This window comes from Siphonobacter curvatus (genome assembly GCF_002943425.1).
In the GTDB taxonomy this organism is placed as follows: Bacteria; Bacteroidota; Bacteroidia; order Cytophagales; family Spirosomataceae; genus Siphonobacter; species Siphonobacter curvatus.
This window is the reverse complement of sequence record NZ_PTRA01000001.1, coordinates 3,075,920-3,097,952: the sequence shown is the minus strand read 5'-3', so window position 1 is coordinate 3,097,952 and position 22,033 is coordinate 3,075,920. Positions and strand designations below refer to the sequence as shown.

Annotated in this window: 21 protein-coding genes, 1 tRNA gene and 1 riboswitch; of the genes, 14 read left to right on the top strand and 8 right to left on the bottom strand. The window is 49.3% G+C overall.

Annotation, left to right across the window (positions count from 1 at the left end; translation table 11 throughout):
- The first annotated feature begins 4 nt into the window (after positions 1-4).
- The gene (locus tag C5O19_RS12875) at positions 5-3,343 is read left to right on the top strand and encodes a VCBS repeat-containing protein (RefSeq protein WP_104712794.1); all 3,339 of its coding nucleotides are present in this window, start codon (positions 5-7) and stop codon (positions 3,341-3,343) included.
- On the opposite strand, the gene C5O19_RS12870 is transcribed toward C5O19_RS12875, so the two are convergent.
- Positions 3,340-4,173 (bottom strand): hypothetical protein, encoded by an 834-nt coding sequence (locus tag C5O19_RS12870; protein WP_104712792.1) that lies wholly within the window; start codon positions 4,171-4,173, stop codon positions 3,340-3,342. The genes C5O19_RS12875 and C5O19_RS12870 overlap by 4 nt on opposite strands.
- Positions 4,174-4,528: 355 nt before the next feature.
- Here C5O19_RS12870 and C5O19_RS12865 point away from each other — a divergent pair, with 355 nt between their 5' ends.
- On the top strand, positions 4,529-5,071 hold the full coding sequence (locus tag C5O19_RS12865; RefSeq protein WP_104712789.1) for a DUF4136 domain-containing protein: 543 nt from the start codon (positions 4,529-4,531) through the stop codon (positions 5,069-5,071).
- Between the two features lie 70 nt (positions 5,072-5,141).
- Here C5O19_RS12865 and purN read toward each other — a convergent pair whose 3' ends face one another.
- Both purN and C5O19_RS12855 read right to left on the bottom strand, forming a co-directional pair.
- Positions 5,142-5,717 (bottom strand): phosphoribosylglycinamide formyltransferase, encoded by a 576-nt coding sequence (gene purN, locus C5O19_RS12860; RefSeq protein WP_104712786.1) that lies wholly within the window; start codon positions 5,715-5,717, stop codon positions 5,142-5,144.
- Between the two features lie 60 nt (positions 5,718-5,777).
- Positions 5,778-6,287, bottom strand: a complete 510-nt coding sequence (locus tag C5O19_RS12855; protein WP_104712784.1) for a phosphoribosyltransferase family protein — start codon at positions 6,285-6,287, stop codon at positions 5,778-5,780.
- A gap of 201 nt (positions 6,288-6,488) precedes the next feature.
- On the opposite strand from C5O19_RS12855, the gene C5O19_RS12850 reads away from it, so the two are divergent.
- The 10 genes from C5O19_RS12850 (at position 6,489) to C5O19_RS12805 (ending at position 17,284) form a co-directional block, all read left to right on the top strand.
- Entirely contained in the window at positions 6,489-7,052 is a 564-nt protein-coding gene (locus C5O19_RS12850) for a YcxB family protein (RefSeq protein ID WP_104712783.1), read from the top strand.
- A 109-nt stretch (positions 7,053-7,161) separates the two neighbouring features.
- Positions 7,162-7,938, top strand: coding sequence for a DUF3050 domain-containing protein (locus tag C5O19_RS12845; protein WP_104712781.1), 777 nt, complete (start codon positions 7,162-7,164; stop codon positions 7,936-7,938).
- Between the two features lie 222 nt (positions 7,939-8,160).
- The gene (locus C5O19_RS12840; protein WP_104712778.1) at positions 8,161-9,906 is read left to right on the top strand and encodes a GMC oxidoreductase; all 1,746 of its coding nucleotides are present in this window, start codon (positions 8,161-8,163) and stop codon (positions 9,904-9,906) included.
- Positions 9,907-9,933: 27 nt separating this feature from the next.
- A complete protein-coding gene (locus C5O19_RS12835; RefSeq protein WP_104712776.1) occupies positions 9,934-10,383 on the top strand; it encodes a four helix bundle protein in 450 nt (149 codons plus the stop codon).
- 49 nt (positions 10,384-10,432) lie between these two features.
- A complete protein-coding gene (locus C5O19_RS12830) occupies positions 10,433-11,044 on the top strand; it encodes a gluconate 2-dehydrogenase subunit 3 family protein (RefSeq protein WP_104712774.1) in 612 nt (203 codons plus the stop codon).
- Positions 11,045-11,304: 260 nt separating this feature from the next.
- Positions 11,305-11,579, top strand: a riboswitch (cobalamin riboswitch).
- A gap of 43 nt (positions 11,580-11,622) precedes the next feature.
- Entirely contained in the window at positions 11,623-13,599 is a 1,977-nt protein-coding gene (locus tag C5O19_RS12825) for a TonB-dependent receptor plug domain-containing protein (protein ID WP_165796015.1), read from the top strand.
- A gap of 188 nt (positions 13,600-13,787) precedes the next feature.
- Complete coding sequence (gene cobT / locus C5O19_RS12820) at positions 13,788-14,798, top strand: nicotinate-nucleotide--dimethylbenzimidazole phosphoribosyltransferase (protein ID WP_104712770.1); 1,011 nt, start codon at positions 13,788-13,790, stop codon at positions 14,796-14,798.
- A complete protein-coding gene (locus C5O19_RS12815; protein ID WP_104712767.1) occupies positions 14,791-15,561 on the top strand; it encodes an adenosylcobinamide-GDP ribazoletransferase in 771 nt (256 codons plus the stop codon). The genes cobT and C5O19_RS12815 overlap by 8 nt, the downstream gene beginning before the upstream one ends.
- Positions 15,546-16,115 (top strand): alpha-ribazole phosphatase, encoded by a 570-nt coding sequence (gene cobC, locus C5O19_RS12810; protein WP_104712765.1) that lies wholly within the window; start codon positions 15,546-15,548, stop codon positions 16,113-16,115. The genes C5O19_RS12815 and cobC overlap by 16 nt, the downstream gene beginning before the upstream one ends.
- 50 nt (positions 16,116-16,165) lie before the next feature.
- Complete coding sequence (locus C5O19_RS12805) at positions 16,166-17,284, top strand: glycoside hydrolase family 130 protein (RefSeq protein ID WP_104712762.1); 1,119 nt, start codon at positions 16,166-16,168, stop codon at positions 17,282-17,284.
- A gap of 1 nt (position 17,285) precedes the next feature.
- On the opposite strand, the gene C5O19_RS12800 is transcribed toward C5O19_RS12805, so the two are convergent.
- From C5O19_RS12800 to C5O19_RS12785, 4 genes are all read right to left on the bottom strand, one after another.
- A complete protein-coding gene (locus C5O19_RS12800; protein ID WP_104712760.1) occupies positions 17,286-17,585 on the bottom strand; it encodes a rhodanese-like domain-containing protein in 300 nt (99 codons plus the stop codon).
- Between the two features lie 57 nt (positions 17,586-17,642).
- A complete protein-coding gene (locus C5O19_RS12795; RefSeq protein WP_094809514.1) occupies positions 17,643-17,945 on the bottom strand; it encodes a rhodanese-like domain-containing protein in 303 nt (100 codons plus the stop codon).
- Between the two features lie 137 nt (positions 17,946-18,082).
- A complete protein-coding gene (locus tag C5O19_RS12790; RefSeq protein WP_165796014.1) occupies positions 18,083-19,894 on the bottom strand; it encodes a T9SS type A sorting domain-containing protein in 1,812 nt (603 codons plus the stop codon).
- 100 nt (positions 19,895-19,994) lie between these two features.
- Positions 19,995-20,810, bottom strand: a complete 816-nt coding sequence (locus C5O19_RS12785) for a PASTA domain-containing protein (protein WP_094809518.1) — start codon at positions 20,808-20,810, stop codon at positions 19,995-19,997.
- Positions 20,811-21,020: 210 nt separating this feature from the next.
- Here C5O19_RS12785 and C5O19_RS12780 point away from each other — a divergent pair, with 210 nt between their 5' ends.
- Both C5O19_RS12780 and C5O19_RS26025 read left to right on the top strand, forming a co-directional pair.
- Entirely contained in the window at positions 21,021-21,461 is a 441-nt protein-coding gene (locus C5O19_RS12780; protein ID WP_104712755.1) for an NUDIX hydrolase, read from the top strand.
- Positions 21,462-21,657: 196 nt separating this feature from the next.
- Positions 21,658-21,828 (top strand): hypothetical protein, encoded by a 171-nt coding sequence (locus C5O19_RS26025; protein WP_165796013.1) that lies wholly within the window; start codon positions 21,658-21,660, stop codon positions 21,826-21,828.
- Between the two features lie 89 nt (positions 21,829-21,917).
- On the opposite strand, the gene C5O19_RS12775 is transcribed toward C5O19_RS26025, so the two are convergent.
- Positions 21,918-21,988, bottom strand: a tRNA-Gln gene (locus tag C5O19_RS12775).
- Positions 21,989-22,033 lie beyond the last annotated feature (45 nt).

The following is a 22,033-nucleotide window of genomic DNA, read 5'->3' as shown; positions in this document are numbered from 1 at the left end:
CCCCATGAAGCAATTTATTCGGATAATGGCCCTGATTCTGGTCTTGGCCGCGTGCGGGAAGAAGCAGGAAGAAACCCTGTTTGAATCGCTCCCGGCGGAACAAACGGGGATTGCGTTCGTCAACGAAGTGAAAGATGACAAGGAACTGAACATTTTCAATTACCGGAACTTCTACAACGGCGGCGGCGTAGCCATCGGCGACATCAACAATGATAGTTTGCCCGACGTGTTTTTGACGTCCAACATGGGTGATAATAAACTGTATCTCAACAAAGGCAATTTCAAGTTTGAGGATATTTCCGAGAAAGCGGGAATCAAGGGAAAGCACGCCTGGAGCACCGGAGCCACGTTTGCGGATGTAAACGGCGATGGTCTTCTGGATTTGTACATCTGTAACGCAGGGAATCGTCCCAATGACGACCGGGCCAACGAATTGTTTATCAACAACGGTAACCTGACCTTTACCGAAAAAGCCAAAGAATTTGGGCTGGACGACCGCGGCGTATCGACGCACGCTGCCTTTTTTGACTACGACCGCGATGGTGATCTGGACATGTTTCTGCTTAACAACAGCTTCATGCCGGTCGGGCGATTGGGCTATAAAAACCTGCGAAACCAACGGGATTACGACGGCGGTCACAAGTTCTTTGAAAACCGAATCATTCACAAAGATGCGGCTCCGGTAACGACGCAGTTCGTGGATATTTCGGAGAAAGCGGGCATTTATGGAAGTGTCATTGGTTTTGGATTAGGCATTACGGTAGGGGACGTGAACGACGACGACTGGCCGGACATCTACGTTTCTAATGATTTCTACGAGCACGATTATCTGTACCTGAACAATCAGGATGGGACCTTCCGCGAATCACTCAAAGAAACCTTTCCGCATATCAGTCTGTCTTCGATGGGAGCGGATGTCGCCGACGTGAACAACGACGGACGACTGGATATTTTCGTAACGGAGATGTTGCCCGGTACCGACCGCCGACTGAAAACCACCACGTTGTTTGAAAGCTACGAGCTGGAACAGTTCAAGCTCAGTCAGGACTACCATTACCAGTACATGCGAAATATGCTGCACCTGAACAACGGTCTGGACGCGAAGGGAAAACTATCGTTCAGTGATGTGGGGCAGTACGCGGGAGTAGCCGCCACCGACTGGAGCTGGGGAGCTTTGCTGTTCGACATGGACAACGATGGGCAGAAGGATATTTTCGTGGCGAACGGTCTGTATAAAACCATCTCGGATCAGGATTTTATCTCCTTTTTTTCCGACGATCATACCATGCAGCAAGTGGTGACCCAGGGCTTCAATTTCGCGGAATTTTTACCCAAGATGCCCTCGGAACCGATTCCCAATTATGCCTTCCGCAACGAAGGAAATCTAAAGTTCAGTAATCAGGCTCAGGCGTGGGGATTGGCTGAGCCCAACTTTTCGAACGGATCGGCTTACGGCGATCTGGATAATGACGGCGATCTGGATCTGATTGTCAGTAATGTCAATCAACCCTTGTCGGTATACCGCAATCACGCCAGTGACCGGAATCACCAGCATTTTTTACGCGTAAAGCTGAAAGGAACGGACCAGAACCGGAATGGAATCGGAGCGAAAGTTCGGGTGCATCAACCTAATCGTACCATTTTACTACAACAAATGCCGAACCGGGGTTTTCAGTCTTCCGTGGATTTGACGCTGGTTTTTGGACTGGGAACTGAAACCAAGATTGATTCCGTAACGATTGTCTGGCCGGATGGTCAGCAACAGGCCATCCCGAGTGTAAAAGCGGATACGGAACTCGTTCTGGATTATCGTCAATCGAAAGCCGGGGTACCTCGAATGGGGGCAACCCCAGCATCTTACTTCACCGATGCAACGGCTCCCGCTCGCTTGGACTATACCCACGTAGAAAATGCGTTTGTGGACTATAACCGTGATCCGCTGCTCAAGCAGATGTACTCCACGCAGGGGCCGCCGCTGGCCGTGGGCGATGTCAACGGCGATGGTCTGGATGATGTGTACCTCGGCGGAGCTTCCGGTTCGGCTAAAAAATTATTTGTACAGCAGGCCAATGGTACGTTCAAAGGTCAGGAGCTGATCATGCTGGATACCGAACGCCTGTACGAGGATGTAGCGGCCACCTTCTTCGACGCGGATCAGGATGGCGACCAGGACTTGTACGTGGTGAGCGGCGGGAATGAATTTATCGACGGCTCCGCTGAACTCGAAGATCGTTTGTACCTAAACGATGGAAAGGGGACGTTTACTCGTGACCGTCGCCTGCCCTTGCTGTATCTGAATGGCTCAAGTGTCACGGCGGCTGACTTCGATCACGATGGCGACCAGGATTTATTTGTGGGTAGTCGCATGGTATCCGGACAGTACGGCCTATCGCCACAGAGTCAGTTGCTCGTCAATAATGGTCGAGGTGAGTTCAAGGTAATGACTAAACGATATATCCCCGAATTCTCAAAAATGGGAATGGTAACCGACGCGGTCTGGGCGGACGTCAACCGCGATTCCTGGCCCGATCTCATTATCAGTGAAGACTGGGGACCCGTTACGATTTTCCTGAATGAGAAAGGCCAACGTCTGGCAAGATCGCCTCAACTTTCGGAACTGACGGGTTGGTGGAATCGCCTGTACGTGCGGGATCTCGACGGGGATGGTGATCTAGATCTGGTGGCGGGTAATCTGGGGAGCAATAACCGCTATCATGCTTCGGCAGAACACCCGGCGGAGCTGTACGTCAACGATTTTGACCGCAACGGTACCATGGAACAAATCATCAATTGTTGGACCGAAACCGGCAAAAGCTATCCGATGGTACTCAAGCAGGATTTACAGAAAGCAGTACCTTCCATCAAAAAGAAATTCCTGAAGTTTACGGATTACGCCGAAAAAACGGTCGAAGACCTGTTTGATGAAAGTTCCCGCGAAGGTATGCTCAAGCGTTCGGCGGTGGAAGACCGGACGGGCGTATTCTGGAACGACGGAAAGGGGAATTTCCGCTTTGAAGCCTTACCCCAGGACGTTCAATTTTCACCCATTTACGGAATCAGCAGTGTAGATTACGATCAGGATGGAAAGTTGGATTTGATCCTGACGGGTAATTTCTTTGAGTGCCTGCCCGAACTGGGTCGTTACGACGCCAACCGGGGAGTCGTGCTAAAAGGCACGGGACAACAAAAATTTAACGTCGTACCTTCCGCTCAAACGGGTTTGATCGTCGAAGGTCAGGTACGACGTTCGGCCGAGCTAAAAATGCCGCAAGGAACCGGACTGATTTTTGCCAAAAACGGAGCGGCCGCTCAATTGGTGCGTACGCAGCAAAAGCCTCGCTAGTTAACCGGGATCAGGAGCAGAAACTTATTCTGCTCCTGGTACGAACCAGGTAAATGACTAATCGCCGTAGGCGTGTTAAGATCGGAAGCCGTATACGTTGAACCGAATAAGTAGCGTCCATCTACATTTTCGACTTTGGAAGCGTAGAACGGAGTATCAATTTGAAATTCAGTACGGAATTGGGTGTCCGTGGACAGCGTCAGATAATTACGGAATTTCAGTGGGCTATTTGCTTCGGAAAACTCATAACGAATCAGGTCTTTCTTCTTTTTATAATTAGATTCTGAAACCAATACATCCACTTGCTCTACGGTTCCTTTGGAAGGAGGAAGCAGCCAGGCCTTGCCCGGTGCTACCATAAAGCGAGCGTAGTCCATCGACATCTTAGGAAGAATGAAGGCCACTGGTTCGTCCTTATAAATAATTCCCTGAATTGAACCGGAACGAAAAACGTGCTGGTCGTAGCGATACCAGTCGGGACGCAAACGGTTGGTAGGCTCTCGGGACGGAGTTGCAAAACCATATCTAGAATATTCTCCCTGTAAGTAAGCTTCATCGACCCAATAATTAAATTTTTCCGCCCCTTTGATAAACGCTGAACGCTTCCAGTCGATATATAGCGGGACGTCCAGTTTATTGTAAATGTTCATTCGAACTACACCATTCTCTCCCTGGAAGTTAAATTGAATGCGGAGCGAATCGGTTTCGTAAACGAAAGCCTTGTCTTGCAAGGTAACGGTCGGGCTGTGTAGGGTAACCACCTGAACTTTGGGCGTACAAGAAGCGAGCCCTAAGACGAGTAGAAATAGCGATAAGCGTAAAGTTTTCATAGCGGTTGATTTTAAATTGTTAAGGTAAAACCAAACGGGGAAGTGGGGAAGTTAAAAGTTCTTAAAAGCCTACAGGTTGGGCAAAACGATCCCTAGAAGTGTTTCCGGCAAAAGGATGTTTTGTTCATCAAAAAAGAGGCTTCAAATATTTTGATATTTGTTAAATTATGCGGAGCTTAATACTTTCAAGCAACCTATGCTTATACTAGCTTAACTCGCTGGTTACGAAAGCAGTACTTCGGGTCTAGTAAGTCAAAATCTGGCATTGTTTTTTAGAATTTTCTGCCGCTTACATGCCCAATTCTTCAGAAAACCAAATTTCCATTTAAATACGGCTTCACGGCCATTAACTTTTATGAAACAGTTTTTATTTGTTTTTGCTGTTATGGGCGTGCTATGCTCAGCCTGTAATCCGAAAAGTCTGGTTATCCACTCGGGATACGCCCCCAATTACACGCATTTGTACAATACCTATTGTATCGCTTTCGATCCCATCACTGCTCAGGATACAACCCTTCAACACGACATTATTACGGCCGAAATCAACCGGCAAATGCAATTGAGAGGTTTTCAGTATACCACCGAACAACCGGACGTACTGGTCTTTTATTCCCTGCACCCCGATAAAATCAAACTGAACACTTACGTAAAAAGCTATCGCTATCCAGACGTGGATTATGTAGTAGATAAAACGTTTTTACGGAAGGGTACCTTGCTCATTCAGTTTCAGGATACATTCATGAACAAAACGGTGTGGCAAGGCTACGCAGCCCGCGTATCACCCGAAGGCTTCTTCGATCGAAAAGCCATTCGCACCGCTACCCGAAATGTACTGCTCGGCTACAATACGTTCTCACTGACGTATCAGGCTCAAAACCGCGAGCGTTCTTCGTACTAGTAGGACCGGAAAGACCAAAGAAAACCTCCGTTGCTCAGCAGCGGAGGTTTTCTTTGGTAATAGAAAGGGTTTAGGAAGGAATTCCCTTCAGAACGGCCTCTTCAATGACCGGAGGGTAATGTTTGTATTCCAGCTCGTGGCATTTTCGGGCTACCTCAGCAGCAGTATCACCCGGCTCTACGGGAAAAGAAGCCTGGAAAACAGTATTTCCCTCGTCGTAATGTTCGTTGACGAGGTGAATCGTAATACCCGATTGCGTTTCATTCGCGGCAACGACCGCTTCGTGTACGCGGTCGCCGTACATACCCTTGCCGCCATACGAAGGCAGTAAGGCCGGATGGATATTAAGAATTCGATTGGGGAAAGCTTCGACCAGTTCTTTGGGTACCAGCCAGAGAAATCCAGCCAGAATGACCCAGTCGATGCGGGCTTCTTCGAGCCAGCTCCGTACTTCACCGGAGCGAAATTGCTGCCGATCGAACAAACGAATGGGAATGCCCAGGCGATTCGCTCGTTCGATGACGCCCGCCGAAGGGTTATTACAAAGAATCAGTTCGACCGAAATCTCGGCGTGACCGTCGAAGTAGCGGACGATATTCTCGACATTCGTACCCGAACCCGAAGCAAAAAGTGCTAAACGTTTCAAAAGCAAAAAGTAGTTACACAGGTACCTTCAACGTACCCGAAAAGTCAAAACAGTTGGAGCTTACCGCAGGTACACGCCCGCCTCGGGACCTTCCAGTACCACCTCAATGTGATCATTCAGCGTGGTCATCAGAGCGTAGCCGACGAAATCAGCGGATACGGGGTAGCGGCGGTAGTTTCGATCGACCATCACCGATACCTGTAAGCGTTTGAGCTTCGTCTGAAAAAAAGGCATCAGGCTGTAGGCGAGTGTACGGCCCGTATAAAGGACATCATCGCAGACAATCACGCATTTGCCCGCCAGCGTGGCCGAGTCAATGTCTAGCTGAATGGCATGGGAGGCGGGGTCGGTTTTTTGAAGCTGAATAGCAATCTGCTGTACCTTTAGCGGCGAAATGGCTTCCAGTTGTTCTTTCAGCAGGGTTGCCATCACGACACCCTGACCTACGATGCCCGCCAGAACGATTTCCCGCTCTTCAAAATTGGTTTCGTAGACCTCAAAAGCAATCCGGCGTAACTTCTGCTTGAGTTGTTCCGGATTCAGGAGCAAAGTTTTTTCAGTCGAAATCATGGCCGAATTTACGGGGTCCGCTTCGTACAGAAACCATAGTACGCCGGAAAAATCATAAAATTGACCGTCAATAAGATATTCTCGGAGCCGACATCATTTAGTACACCCGCCTTTTCGTATTTTTGTACTTTCGATGAGAATCGGTCAGCAAGCCCGTCAAGTTTCCCGATTTTCGTTATTTAGTTTTTCACTACTGAAGAAATGGCAAAAGTTCCGGTAAATCGCTACCAACAGCCCTACATTAACAGCGGTCAGATGGGAATGCCCCAGGGCGTTCGCACGAAAAAATATGGCCTTGAACCCAAAAAGTACATTAACCTGGCCCTGCGTGACTGGGTTAAGCAGGAATGGTTCTGGTTTCTGATCCCCGTGGCTGTAATTATCATCAACGTAGTTCTGAACGTCACTAATGCGTATGCCAACTGGTGGATTTATCTGGTAGCCGTCTTAGGTGCAGTAGGTTTCGGTTTGTTCCGGGCTATGCAGTTCACGGCTACTACGCAGGTGGAACAGAATAAGCAGATGTTTGAAAAATTCGTTTATGAATTCGATAACCGTCAGATCTTTGTCTGGAAAAACCGCGAGAAGAAAGAAGGAGGTCAGTTGCCCTGGAATATGATTCAGTCGGTACAGAAGGAGAAAGATGCGTATCTGTTCATTTTAGGAAAATATCAGTATCTCTACCTTCCTTTCAATGTCTTCAATTCGGAGCACGACATCAAAATGTTCGAGACGATTTTGACGCGTAAAGAACTGTTGAAGTAATTGAAAGGTTATTCCATATAATCAAGCAAAAGAGGTCGGTGGCTTGCCATCGGCCTCTTTCTTTATGTAGCGAACCTTACTACATCACCGCAAATCAATCCCCAAAGCAATGTACCAAAGTCTGCTCAACGAACGACTGGACCCCTTACGTCAGCAGTTAATTGAACACTCCGTCTATCACCGTATTCACTCCATTGAGGCTCTACGGGTCTTTACCCAAAGTCACGCCTTTGCCGTCTGGGACTTTATGTCGCTGCTCAAAGCCCTGCAACGGCAATTAACCTGCGTGCAAGTGCCCTGGTTACCAACGGCTTCAGGGAACACGGCGTATCTGATTAATGAAATCGTTACGGGTGAGGAAAGTGACGTCGACCAGCACGGCGTACGCATGAGCCACTATGAATTATACCTGCGGGCCATGCAGGAATTACAGGCCGATACCACGGTTATTGAAGCCTTCGTAGCCGACCTGCGGCAGGGTAAATCCGTAACTGAAGCTTTGGAAAATGCCAGCATTCCCGAAGGAGCCCGGCAATTCGTAGCTTTTACGTTTTCCGTTATTGATCGCAATCGTCCCCACGAAATCGCCGCCGCATTTACCTACGGACGCGAAGACCTGATTCCGGATCTGTTCATCGAATTAGTACGTAATCTCAACGAACGCTTTCCGGGTCAGCTCGACACCTTCCGGTACTACCTCGAACGACACATTGAAGTAGACGGGGGGCATCATGGTCATCTGGCGGAAGCCATGGTGCAAGAACTCTGTGGTAACGACGAGACCAAATGGCAGGAAGCCATTGCCACGGCGGAGGAATCGATTCGTCAGCGGATTGATCTATGGAATTCCATCACGAGTCGTTTAGAACCCGTCGATCAGAACTAATTCGTAAAATTTTTAAGTAATTGCAGCGTTTCTAAGGCAATACGTCCAAAGAAAGCTGAGGCTTTGAAGTAAGCTTTTTTATTCCGGTGAAGAATTCTATACCTTCTTGGAAAAATTCTACTTGCTTCAAAGCCTAACTTCTCTAGAAGTAAGCGTACAAATCTTTACCTTTAAGTTTCAGTACCAACAACGAGTCTATACCTATTTCTTCACGCACTGCTTATGAGCAATTTCCACATCCAGGAAACGCCCGAAGTATTCGATGTTATCATCGTTGGCTCGGGTGCGGGTGGCGGCATGGCGGCTTATCAGTTATCGAAAGCCGGAGCCAAAGTCTGTTTACTGGAAGCAGGAGGTTACTACGATCCTGCTGATCCCAAGTACATTACGCAATTGAAATTCCCCTGGGAATCCCCTCGCCGTGGAGCCAGTACCACACGTCCCTTCGGCGATTTCGACGCCGCCTGGGGAGGCTGGCAATTGGAAGGCGAACCGTATTCAGCGGCACCAGGTACCGAATTTCACTGGTTCCGTAGCCGGATGCTCGGCGGCCGTACCAATCACTGGGGCCGTATTTCCCTGCGTTTCGGTCCCGACGATTTTCGTCGTGGAACGCTCACGGGCATCGGGGATGACTGGCCGATTACGTATGACGATGTCGCTCCGTATTACGATAAAGTCGATAAACTCATCGGTATTTTCGGTTCGAAAGAAGGGCTTCGTAACGAACCCGACGGTCATTTCTTACCGGCTCCCAAACCGCGTTTGCACGAATTGATGCTCAAGAAGGCGGGTAAAAATCTGGGGATCCCAGTTATTCCGTCGCGTCTATCGATTCTGACAAAAAAAATTAACGACGAACGCGGTCAGTGTTTCTACTGCTCGCAGTGCGGCCGGGCTTGTCAGGTATACGCTGACTTTTCTTCTTCGTCCTGCCTTTGCAAACCGGCGGTCAAAACGGGGAATACGCGACTGATCAACGGAGCGATGGTTCGCGAAGTACTAACCGATCAGAAAACCGGATTGTGTACGGGTGTTTCGTACGTGGATACCGCTACCTTACAGGAGCGGACGGTACGCGGAAAGATTGTAGTACTGGCGGCTAGTTCCTGTGAATCAGCCCGTCTGTTGCTGAACTCCAAATCGGCCCGTTTCCCGAATGGACTCGCTAACTCTAGCGGGGTCATCGGTAAATACCTGAATGACTCGACGGGAGCCAGCCGTTCGGCCTTCATTCCGGCCCTGATGAACCGGAAACGGTACAACGAAGACGGCGTAGGCGGTATGCACGTATACACCCCCTGGTGGCTGGATAATAAAAAGCTGGACTTCCCTCGCGGCTACCACATCGAGTACGGTGGTGGTATGGGTATGCCCATGTACGGCTACGGTATGGGGATTCACGGCATGAACGGCAAGTACGCCTATACCGATGGAAAGTCATTGCCTTCGGGTGGTTACGGCTCGCGTTTGAAAGAAGATGCCCGCCGTTTCTACGGAGCGTACGTGGGTATGGCCGGTCGCGGTGAACCGATTCCCTTGGAAAGTAACTACTGCGAAATCGATCCGAATAACGTTGATAAATACGGGATTCCCACGCTGCGTTTCCACTACAAATGGTCGGAAAACGAAGTGAAGCAGGCCAAGCACATGCAGGATACGTTTGAAGAAATGATCCATGAAATGGGAGGTATTGCGTTAGGAAATAAACCGGGAAAAGAACAGAACTACGGTCTGGAAGCTCCCGGCAAAATTATTCACGAAATCGGTACGGTTCGGATGGGCAGTGATCCCAAGAAATCCGCTCTGAACTCTTTTATGCAGGGCCACGACGTGAAGAACCTGTTCGTCGTAGACGCCGCTCCGTTCGTCACCCAGGGCGACAAAAACGTAACCTGGACGATCCTGGCGATGTCCATGCGAACGAGTGACTACATCATTGATCAGGTGAAACAGAAGAATTTATAAAGAGTTTTCTGTTTACAGTTTTCAATTATGGCTACCGTTCAGCGATTTGAGGATTTAAAAATCTGGCAAAAAGCTAGGGTATTTTCCGTATTGATTTTTGAATTAATGGGGACGGGTCCCTTTGGCATGGACTTTGACCATCGAAGACAGATCAGGCGTTCGGCAGATTTGGTCATGGACAATATTGCTGAGGGTTTTGGACGAGCAAGCAAAGGTGAGTTTATCCAGTTTCTGGGAATCTCCAAAGGTTCGTTAACGGAAGTCAAATCTCAGTTATACCGAGCATTAGATCGTCAGTACATTTCGACAGAAATCTTTGAAAAAGTGTACGCAGATGCCGATGAGCTTGGTAAAATGATCGCTGGATTTATTACCTATCTGTCAAAAACGGAAATCAGGGGAAGTAAATACAAAGGCTCTACTGACAAACATCAATTACAGGAACTAGCGTTGGATTATCAGGACTGGACGGAATAGAAGTATTAATCACTGAAAACCGAAAACAGGCAACTGAAAACTGAAACACATGAAACGTCGCGATACACTTAAATCCATTGCACTCGGGTCGTTGGGCATGGCTACGGTTCCTTCGACGGACCTGGTGGCGGCACCGCCCGAGAAACCGCTACAGATTCCCGGCGGACGGCAGAAATCCGAAGCCATTCGGGATGCTAAACTTCAGGCGGAAAAGTTCTTTACGCCGCACGAACTGAAAACGATTACGGTCCTCTGCGACATCATTCTTCCCGCCGATCAGAAGTCGGGGAGTGCCTCGCAGGCGGGCGTACCCGCGTTCATCGAGTTTATGGCGAAAGATCAGCCCGTACACCAGACGCCCCTGCGGGGTGGGCTGGCCTGGCTCGACAGCGAAAGCCGCAAACGCTTTAACAAGAAGTTCGTAGAACTGACGAAGCCCCAGCAAATCGAAATTGTCGATGACATTGCCTACCCTGAGCAGGCAAAGCCACAGTACTCACAGGGAGTGGCCTTTTTCAACAAAATGCGGGACATGACGCTTACCGGTTTCTACACTACCCGCATGGGCTTTGACGACCTCGGCTACGTAGGAAACACCCCCAACAATTGGGAAGGTGTACCCGAAGAGGTACTGAAGCAGTATGGCTTGAGTTATGAATAAGATTTGAGGTTTAAAGGTGGTTTGATAGGATTTGAAGTTAGAGTAAAGTTTGAAGTTTAAGTAGAATGCAAGGTTGAGCAAAATAGGTTAGTAACATTCATAGCATAGGTTCATCTGAATGTACTTACAAGCTCCTCTCTCATCTGAAACCACTATCAAACCTTTTCACACTTGAAACTTTACTCAAACCCCATCGCACCTCAAACCCATTCCCCAATGCTGATTCGGAGAAATACCGGGTCAGCATTTTTATTTTCCCTACTTTTGCGGACGTTTTAGGTTTCGGTACATCCCGGTACCGGATTAAAAGGGAACACCGGTGCAAATCCGGGGCTATCCCCGTAGCTGTAAGTTTCGGGATCGTTTCGAGTGTTGAGTTTAGCGTTTGGGGTTCTAATGAATAGTAACTCAAAACGCTGAACACAAAACCCAAAACAATCCAATTTCCAGACAATTCGCCACTGTACCCGTTTCGGTATGGGAAGGCGTCTGGGGTGAAACGAGCCAGAAGACCTGCCTGAAACGAAATCCATTTCGAGCTTTCGGGTGAAAAGTCGTTTAGGAAAGGTAGACTATTGGTGGGTGGCTCAGACGCCCGTCCGTATCGTTTATGCCTTTCGCCTCGCGTAACCGGATTGCTCATCATCTCTTTTATTCAGAAAACGATGAGCGTTTTTACCAAAAGTACCCTTCTCTTTTTGTTGGCTACAACGGCCGTTTGGGCTCAGGAAACCCAACTGGAACCCGTCACTGTGACGGCCAACCGTACCGATCAGAAACTTTCCCAGACCGGAAAAGTCGTCACCGTGTTACCGGATTCAGTCCTCCAAAAATATGCTACGCAGTCCGTCGGTGAATTGCTTTCGCGTCAGGCCGGCTTTATGGTGGTTGGGACCCAGGGACCTCTCGGTACCAACCAGGATGTATACGCACGCGGAGCTGGTCAGGGCAATACCTTGATTCTGCTCGACGGCGTACCCATTTACGACCCCTCCGGCATCAATAACACCTTCGATCTAAACTTACTCTCCGTGGGCGAAATCGAACGGATCGAAATTCTCAAAGGAGCCCAGTCTACCCTGTACGGTTCCGATGCCGTGGCGGGGGTCATCAATATTTTCACCCGAAAAGAAGGCGACCGTCCGTTAGGAGCTTCGGCGACGGTACAGGCGGGAAGTTATGGTACGTTTCGGAGTACGGTGGGCCTGAACAGTTCTTCCAAAGCCGGATATTTCAACGCCCAGTACACGCGGTTACGCTCCGATGGGTTTTCGGCGGCACACGATGCGAAAGGCAATCAAAACTTCGACAAAGATGGGTTCTGGCAGGACAATGCCCTGTTCAACGGTGGGATTCAACTGGGGTCGAAGTTGCTCTGGAAAGTACGTGGTATGTATTCCTGGTATCGAAACGAGCTAGATGCCGGAGCTTTTACCGATAGTACGAACTATGACTATACCAATACCATGAAAATGGCCGGTACGGGTTTTGAGTATACGCACAAACTCGGAAAGCTGACGGCCAATTATGCGTTTACGACCTTTGACCGGAAATCCGAGCTGGATCAGTCGAGTTTTGAGGGGAATACTCATTTCGCCGAACTCTACCATTCCTGGAATATACGACCCTGGTTTGATCTCATCACGGGAGCCGATCTTCGTTCACAAAATACCTATCAGGCTAATCCATACGGCCCACCCATTCAAAAAGATACGGCTCATACGCAATTGATTAGTGCCTACATAACGGCTTTGTTACGTAGTCGAACCAACCTGGCTCTGGAATTGGGAGGCCGGTATAATCATCATTCTTTATACGGAAGCAATGTTACGTATTCAGTCAACCCTTCGTATCTGTTCAAGGATCGATACAAAGCCTTTGTGAACCTCTCCAGTGGCTTCCGGACGCCTACGCTGTATCAGTTATACTCGCCCTATGGTAACAAAAGCCTGAAACCGGAAACCAGTCGTTCGCTGGAGCTGGGGGTACAATGGTTTAGCAAAGACAAAAAGTCCAATGTGCGGGTGCTGTATTTTGACCGCCTGATTAAACAAGTGATCGATTTCCAGTCGCTCAACCAGCCTCCGTATGGTCGGTACGTGAATTACAACCAGCAAAAAGATCATGGGTTCGAACTTGAAGGCTCTTACCTGTCAAACGGCTGGTCGCTGACGGCGAATGCGACTTACGTGACCGGGCAGGTCACCCAGCCATTGAATGGACGCGATACGACATTTAATAATCTATTCCGTCGCCCAAAGATGCTGGTCAATGCCACGCTCGGCTACCAGATTACACCAAAAGTATTTGCTTCCGCTACGGTACGCTCCCTGGGTAAACGTTCGGATCGATTCTACAACGGCGAAACTTTTCAAACGGAGCTCGTCGAGCTGAAACCCTATACCACTCTGGACGTTTACGCCGAATACCAGATTAATACTTTCCTTCGCGTCTACGGCGATGTCCGTAATCTGTTGAATGAGCAGTATTTTGATAGCTACGGATACAATACCCGAGGCCGAAACTTCACGGCTGGCGTGCGATTCCAGTTTTAATATGAGAATTAAGGAAGCTGAAGGGCCTGGCCCGGGGTTGCATCCCGGGCTAATCAACTTGAACCCGTTGGGGTTTTTAGTACAGCTTAACAGCATGCGTTTGGGTGGAGGCTTTGGCGAATTGGTCTAGTTCAAGCAGACGTCAAACACGTATCAAACCATTCAAACCTTAAAACAGAATACCCCCTATGACTTTAGAAGAAACGATTCGTCGAAAGATTGATTTAAAAACCAAACCGCTGGGAGCCTTAGGTCAGCTCGAAACGCTGGCCTTACGGATCGGCCTGATCCAGCAAACGGAAAGTCCTCAGCTGAAACATCCGACCCTACTGGTATTTGCCGCTGACCACGGGATTGCGGCGGAAGGCGTGAGTGCCTACCCGGCGGAGGTGACCTATCAGATGGTCCTTAATTTTTTAGGGGGTGGAGCGGCCATTAACGTTTTTTGCCGGGAGAACGGTCTGGATTTACGCGTCGTGGATGCGGGCGTGAACGCTGATTTTCCGGAGCATTCTTCTTTAATCGCTGCTAAAGCGGGCTACGGAACAGCCAGTTTCTTACACGACTCCGCCCTGACGGTTGAGCAACTGGAATTCTGTCTGGCCAAAGGAGCGGAACTGGTACAGGGTTTACAGCAAACGGGCTGCAATGTCGTAGGGTTTGGGGAAATGGGCATTGGCAATACTTCCTCGGCCAGTATGCTCATGAGCGTTTGTACGGGCATCCCGCTGGATCAGTGTGTGGGCAAAGGTACTGGGCTCACAACGGATCAGCTATCCCGTAAACAAAGCGTATTACAGCAAGCTCTGACTCGGCACGGTTTACTTACCGATCCCTATAAAATCCTGCAAACCTACGGGGGCTTCGAAATCGCCCAGATGGTGGGAGCAATGCTAACGGCCCGTTCGTTACACATGGTGTTGCTGGTGGATGGTTTTATCTCGACGGCTGCTTTGCTCGTAGCCAGCCGAATGCAACCGGAGGTGTTGGAGAACGTAATCTTCTGCCACCATTCCGCCGAACAGGGGCATGGCTTATTACTGGATTTTCTGCAAGCGGAACCTTTGTTACGGATGAATCTACGGTTGGGCGAAGGTACTGGTTGTGCTCTGGCGTATCCACTGCTGAAAAATGCCGTAGCCTTTCTCAATCAAATGTCTACTTTCGCCGAAGCCGGTGTTTCTTCGCTCGATGACTGAATTACGATTATTCCTAACCGCGGTGGGTTTTTACACCCGTATTCCCATTCCAGGCTGGGTGGGCTACGGGGCTGAACAACTCAACGCCTCCCGCAAATACTTCCCACTGATTGGAGCCATCGTGGGGGGAATGATGCTGGCGGTCTATTTCAGTAGTGAATTGATTTTCCCCAAAACGATCAGTATTTTGCTGAGTATGATTGCTGGAATTCTAACGACGGGAGCCTTCCACGAAGACGGTTTCGCGGACGTATGCGATGGCTTTGGCGGTGGCTGGACGAAGGAGCAAATCCTGACGATCATGAAAGACAGTCGGGTCGGAACGTATGGAGTAGTCGGCTTGGGTCTGCTACTGAGTTTGAAGTTTCTGATTTTACTGGAAATAGCGGGAGTTTCCCCTCATCTCTTCTGGAGTGGTATTCTGAGTGGACAAATCGTAAGTCGCTTTATCGCCTCCACCATGATTGATACGCACGCCTACGTTCGGGATATCGACACCAGTAAAGTGAAACCGATGGCTTCCGCCCGATTAAAGACGCCAGCCTGGTTAGTAGGGTTCTTCTTTGGTCTGGTGTCTCTGCTGACCTTGCCCAGTTACTGGCTGGGGCTGGCGGCCGTGGTGGCCTTTGGAAGTAAAGTTGTACTAGCCCAGTATTTCAAGCGATGGATCGGCGGGTATACGGGGGATTGCCTGGGTGCCATTCAGCAGGTGAGTGAAGTGATTTTCTACCTTAGTCTGTACGCGGGATGGAAGTGTTTATAATTCGTCATACCGCCGTCAAAGAGGCCCAGGGCCTTTGTTATGGGCACAGTGAGATCGATCTGGCCGAAACGTTTGCCACTGAGTCGCAGCGAATCGTAGATCAGTGTCCGGAAATCTTTGATGTGGTATTCAGTAGTCCCTTACAGCGTTGTACGCAATTGGCCGGGCAGCTACTCGCTCGGCAGGTACGAACGGATAATCGACTGAAAGAAGTACATTTTGGAACCTGGGAACGAAAAGCCTGGAACGACATTCCCCGAACGGAACTCGATCCCTGGATGGATGATTTCGTTGACGTAGCCCCGCCGGGTGGAGAGAGTTTACGGCAACTGTATACGCGGGTAAATGCGTTTCTGAATGAACTGCGAAACGTACCTCATCAGCGAGTGGCGGTTGTTACGCACGCGGGAGTTGTGCGATGCGTATGGGCGGCTCTGCTGGGTATACCCTTGCAAAATATCTTTAAAATTCAGGTTTCCTACGGTCAGATTCAAGCGTTCGAACTGGGCCCGGAACCCGCCTTTGATCGCTGGCTAAGCTCGGTAGTTAACTGATTTTTCGTTTATTTGTGAAGTCCCATCTAGCATAAGGACCTCGCAAACCTATGAAATCATTACTTCTGCTTTCGGCAGCCCTGGGGCTAAGCCTGACCGCCTGCCGAAATTCTACGGACCGCCAGACGGCCCAGCAAACGACCACCTCGCCCGACTCAACTGGTACCGACTGGGCCATGCTTCCTTTCGAAAAAGTAGATAGTCTGAACCCTGTTCTGGTACCGTCGCCCGCATTAACTTTCCGGGATCCGATCTGGAAAAAAGACGTGAAGTGGGAAGAAAAAGACGTATTCAATCCGGCGGCGGTGGTACGGGATGGGAAAGTCTATCTGGTATATCGTGCTGAAGATAAACTGGGCAAATACGCGGGCGTTTCGCGGCTGGGGCTGGCGATTAGTACCGATGGCCTGCATTTTGAAAAAGAGGACAAGCCCATTTTCTTTCCCGACAACGACGCCCAGAAAAAGTACGAGTGGGAGGGTGGTTCCGAAGATCCGCGTATTGTAGAAAGTCCGCAGGGCGATTACGTCATGACCTATACGGCCTACGATGGGAAAACGGCCCGGATGATGCTGGCCACTTCCCCGGACTTACGGAAATGGACGAAACACGGCCCCGTACTCGGCGAAGGCAAACATCTGAACACCTGGTCTAAATCCGGAGCCATTGTGGCGAAGCAAAAGGGTGATCAGATTGTAGCCGAAAAGATCAATGGAAAGTACTGGATGTATTTTGGCGATACGAATCTGTTTTTGGCCCAATCCGATGACCTGATTCACTGGACGCCGCTGGAAGAAGCCGAAGGCTCGCTGAAACCGATTGTGCGGCCACGCCCCGGTAAATTTGACGGACAGCTCGTTGAACCTGGTCCCTATGCGTTACTGACGGAAAAGGGAATTTTATTGATTTATAATTCAGCCCGGCCTATTCCCAATAAAAAAGACGCACTGATCTACTCAGCCGGACAAGTGCTGCTCGATAAACAGGATCCGACGAAGATACTAGCCCGAACCAGTGAGCCCTTTTTCGTTCCTGAAAAAAACTACGAACTCACGGGGCAGGTCAACAACGTCGTCTTCCTGGAAGGGCTGGTTCCCTTTAAAAACAAGTGGTTTTTGTACTACGGAACGGCGGACTCCAAAATTGCCGTAGCCGTTCACGAAAACTAGCCTAAAGACTCAGGTACGCCTGCAGACCTCCTTCCAGGTTGTGGATACGGTTGAAACCCTGCTTGGCGAGTACGCGGGTCGCTACGGCACTTTGCATTCCCGAGCCACAGATGACGACGATTTCTTCGTTCTTCCAGCTATCGGGAATATCGTGTACCCGCAGCAGTAACTCATCGAGTGGAATATGCAGACCGCCGATGGAAAAGCTTTCCCATTCGTAGGGCGTTCGGATGTCCAGAATTCGAAGGTCTTCGCCCGCATCCAGACGACGTTTTAATTCAAAGGCAGAAATAGCTTCCATAGCTGTAAAAATAAAAACGCTCAGGGTCTATACAGGCCCTGAGCGTTTCGTGTATGCTTACTTCGATTCGATTTCGTTGTACGCCAGAATGCCTCCCAGTACATTGCGAACGTTCGTAAAGCCCTGACTTTCCAAAAACTGCTGAGCTCGGGCGGAGCGGGCACCAGAACGGCAGTGAATAATGACTTCTTCATTTTTCATCGGTTCCAGTTCGTCGATCCGGTCAGGCAGATCGCCCAGCGGAATCAGCGTACCACCCAGGTTTTGCTCTTCGTACTCGTCGGGATTGCGAACATCAATCAGGTTTATTTTTTCACCTTTGTCGAGGCGTTCCTTCAGTTCCTGCACAGAAATATCCATGTGTCGTAGCGTTTGGTAAACGGTTAAAAAAGCAAATCATTAGGGGTTGCTAAGCAGCCCTTTTCTGCTGAACGTTCAGCGAGTAGCCGTTAGTGTCCCCATTAGTTAGGGCAAAGCAAGTAAAATGTTCGCACAACTTACTTTTCAACGACCAGTTTTTTCACCAGGGTTTGCTTCCCATTCGACAGACGCAGCAGGTACAGTCCCCGGCTGAGGCCCGATAAATCGGCCGCGGGTTCCGGTAGGTCGGATTTTGACCAGAGTGTGCGTCCCGAAAGGTCCAGTACTTCCAGGGAACGGAAGCTGTCAAGATTCCAGCGAATACGCCCAAAACTCGGATTAGGATGAATTCTTAGATCATTTTCCCTGATTTCCTCTACGCCCGTAACTACCTCGCTCGCTTGTCCACCCATAACCGGACGAATCATCAAAGCTCCCTGTAGATTAGTGTTCTGAGCCCATTCGTTACCGAGATTGTAATAAATCTGATTGGAAAAGTGCGTACTGTTTTTATCCAGTCCAATGGCCAGCTGATCTTCCGAAAGTTGCTGGTACGCCACCCAAAAGGTATCGCCTACGGCTACCGGATTCTGTAGTTTAAATTCCGCAAATCCCCGCGGGTTTTCCGGATACTTGATGACGAACGACTGTCGCGTGAGTGTCAGTCCTGGTCGGTTGTTCTGGTTGGCTAAAATATACAGGGCTACCGTCTGATTCTGAAGTTCCGTTCGATACCGTACCATTTGTATACGAATGGCCGAAACGACGTCAGCTTTTCGGGTAACAAATCGAACGGCTACCAGACCATACTGCTGGTTGATCCCGGCAGCATATTCCGCCGATCCGTCATCGTAGGCAAAGTAATCTGCCAATTCGGTAATGGAAGAGAGCGTATCATTCCGCCGCAGATCCACCCCCGGAATACTCGGGTTCTGGTCGTCCGTGGTTAGAATATCAAACGTGGTCCGAACGAGGGCTCGTTTACCCGCAAAGGCGGGCAGGGGTGAAGGTACCACGCGTTTTTCCTGCGAACGGAGCTGAGGAATATTTTCAGAAATATTCTGCGTAAAATTCTGAATCGGCTGTCCCGTCGTGAGTTCCTGAATTCGGAAACGTAAGGTCGTAAAGTTGTTGTTGTTGAAGAGATTGGTAATGTCCGTGCTAATTGTATCCGCTGTTTCAGCCGCCGGATTGACTAAGTAATGAGCTAGTGGCATCGCTCGGTAGTGCTTCAGATACGAACTGATGGACCGGCGGATGGAAACATCCTTAATGTATTGATCGCGAATTGAACGGCCCTTGTTCAAATACACGTAATCTATATGCCAGGCATCGAACTGTCCCGATCTACGCCCGAAAGCTTGAAAACGAAACTGAAAACCCGCGTGCAGGTACAAAGCAGCTCGTACGGCAATGCGGGCCTGAGCGTACTCGGTCATCGCCTGTCCGCCTCGTTGAACCCATACCGTTTGCCAAAGGTTGCCATTGGTGAGAAACTGTACCCGTAAGGAATCATTCGAATCGGGTTGATCGCCTAAGCCTCTGGGAAGCCAGAAAAAACTCAGGTATACCGAGTCGCGGGGCGAAAGACCCGAGAGGTTAATGGTCTGCGAGGTGAGTGAATCCGTTTCGCCCTGGGCGTACTGATTGCTGAAATCATACGGCGTACCATCGCGGCGAAGGCCATCAAACGAAACGATATTCAGCGAAGGATGATGGTTGGTGAGGGTATTGTTGACCACCGTACCACCGCTGGGCATCCACAGGGAAGGATCGGGTACGCCCGTTCGAGTAATGGAAAAGTCATCGAAAAAAGGCAGCGATACGGCAGCGGTACGGGCTCCGGAAGACTGCGTTGGTATCGGGGCTGTCGTAATTGGAAACTCTCGAAATTGAGCCTGTACTCCAAAACCTAAGGAACACAGAAGAAGGGTAAAAAGTAATCGCATACAGATACCGGACCAATGAGCCATTGATCGTTGATTGATTGGGTAGGATATTCAAAAAAAGCAAACGAAGCGGAACCTGTTTTATGGTTCCGCTTCGCTATTAATTACGTTCGGGTTCAGTGGGGCCTTCACCCGTGTCGGTATCGGGTTTTCCGGCGATCCACAAATCAATAATTTCACCCACGTTGATTTTGGTACCAATGCCGGGAGCGGGTCGCTGTTCGACTACCGTACCGGGGGCCGCTCCGGGGACCTGCTTGTAGAGGATGGTACCCATGCGAAGGTCCGAGCCCTTGATGATGATTTCGGCTTCTTCCAGCGAAACGCCAATCAGGTTAGGTACGTCGAGTTCGGTATTGCCAATCCCGTTACCCACCACCAGTTCGATTTTGGAGCCTTTAGGAACTTGGGTGCCCGGTTCAATCTTCTTGCCCTGGTACCATTGTTCCAGTACGGCATTTTCGGCGATATCGGGAATGTAGCGAATGTTGCCTTCCTGCAAGCCCACGCTGCGTAAGAGCGATAGAGCACTGCGAAGGCCCATGTTCGTGGATACCAGATCCGGCATCCGAATCATGGGGGCCGTCGCCATGGTGACAGTGAGATAAATATTCCGACCTTCCTTCACCAGTGAATTAGGAAAAGGGTACTGAGATAGCACCGTAAAAGGCGGTACGCCAGGCACAAAGGTGCAGTCCGAGACAATGTAGTCGAGTTTTCGTTCACTCAGCGTCGCTTTTACATCTTCCAAGTTCGCTTTTCGTAAATCAGGGACCGTAATACTTTGTCCGTGGTTAGTCGACCAGGGCAGATAAACGAAGAAAAAACTAAGAAACAAGGAAAGAATGATACCGACGACCAGCATCAGGTGAATGATCAGGTCTTTTCGGGAACGGGTATTCAGATAAATGGCCATAGTTGGGTAATAGAGTGCGAAGCCGTGCAGGAGCTACGTACCTAACGAAAATTTCTGCGTCAATTGGGATACAAGTTTACAGAAAATACAGGATTTGCGGGAGTTTACACCGGGGCTTTTCCGCAGTAGCCACGGAATTTATCTTGAAAACTCCAGCGGACCTTTTTATTTTGTTTTTATTAAATACCTAATAAACTGAAGTAGATTCTCATGAAAGTACGTCCCGCAGTCGTTTTGGTTGAAAATGACCATGTTTTACTGACTCGCTATGAATACGGTGATCAAACTGTTTTTCAGTTACCCGGCGGCAATCCGGATCCCGGCGAAACCCTGCCCGAAACGCTCATGCGGGAACTTCGGGAGGAACTAGGCATCGAGATTGAGGTACAGGGCTTGCTGGTGATGGGGGAGGTGCTACTCCCTCAGCTCAAACAGGGCGTTTTGCACTGCGTATTTCTGGGTACGTTAGTGGGAGGAATTCCCCGAATCAATCCGGCCGAGACAACTGCTCTGGAAGTCGTATGGCAACCCTTGCCAAGCATCGCTGGACTAAATCTGTATCCAAACGTGGGCGTTGAGTTGCTGGAACTGGTGACGGGCGTACGAAGCTCACCGTATATGGGCAAAATTCGCCAGGAATGGTTTGGTTAAAGGCTTTGGAAAGAAATTATCCTCCAAAGCCCAAAAGCAGTGGTCTGAGTTAAATTAGTAAGGATTTTGGGTAGACTATGGCTTCGTTCGCATTTTTCTGGAACGAATATACGTCTTATGGCACATCATTTTTTTAAAATGAAGCTTAGTATAAATAGGGGCCTACAAAGCCCACTCATTTTAAACGATAAAAGCCATGATGATCCTACCCATAGTTATCGTAATGCTCCTCGTAATGGCGAGCATGTTTTTAGGTATCCGGGAAAATTTTACGGGTTCCAACCAGGACGACAAAACCGGTTTTGAAGGAAACGTTCGGACGATTCGTACGCTTTACAAAGCATCTCCGCACGAGTACGCCCGTTAATGCGAAAGATGAGATAACATATCCGACGAGTGAAGAATCGTACCAAAAGGAAAAAGCCCCTCAGAAATTAATCTGAGGGGCTTTTGAAGTTGACCGACAAGGATTCGAACCCTGAATAAGAGAACCAAAATCTCCTGTGTTACCATTACACCATCGGTCATTTCCGTGTTCCGTGGTGCAAATATAGGGGGTTTTTGAAAGCCTT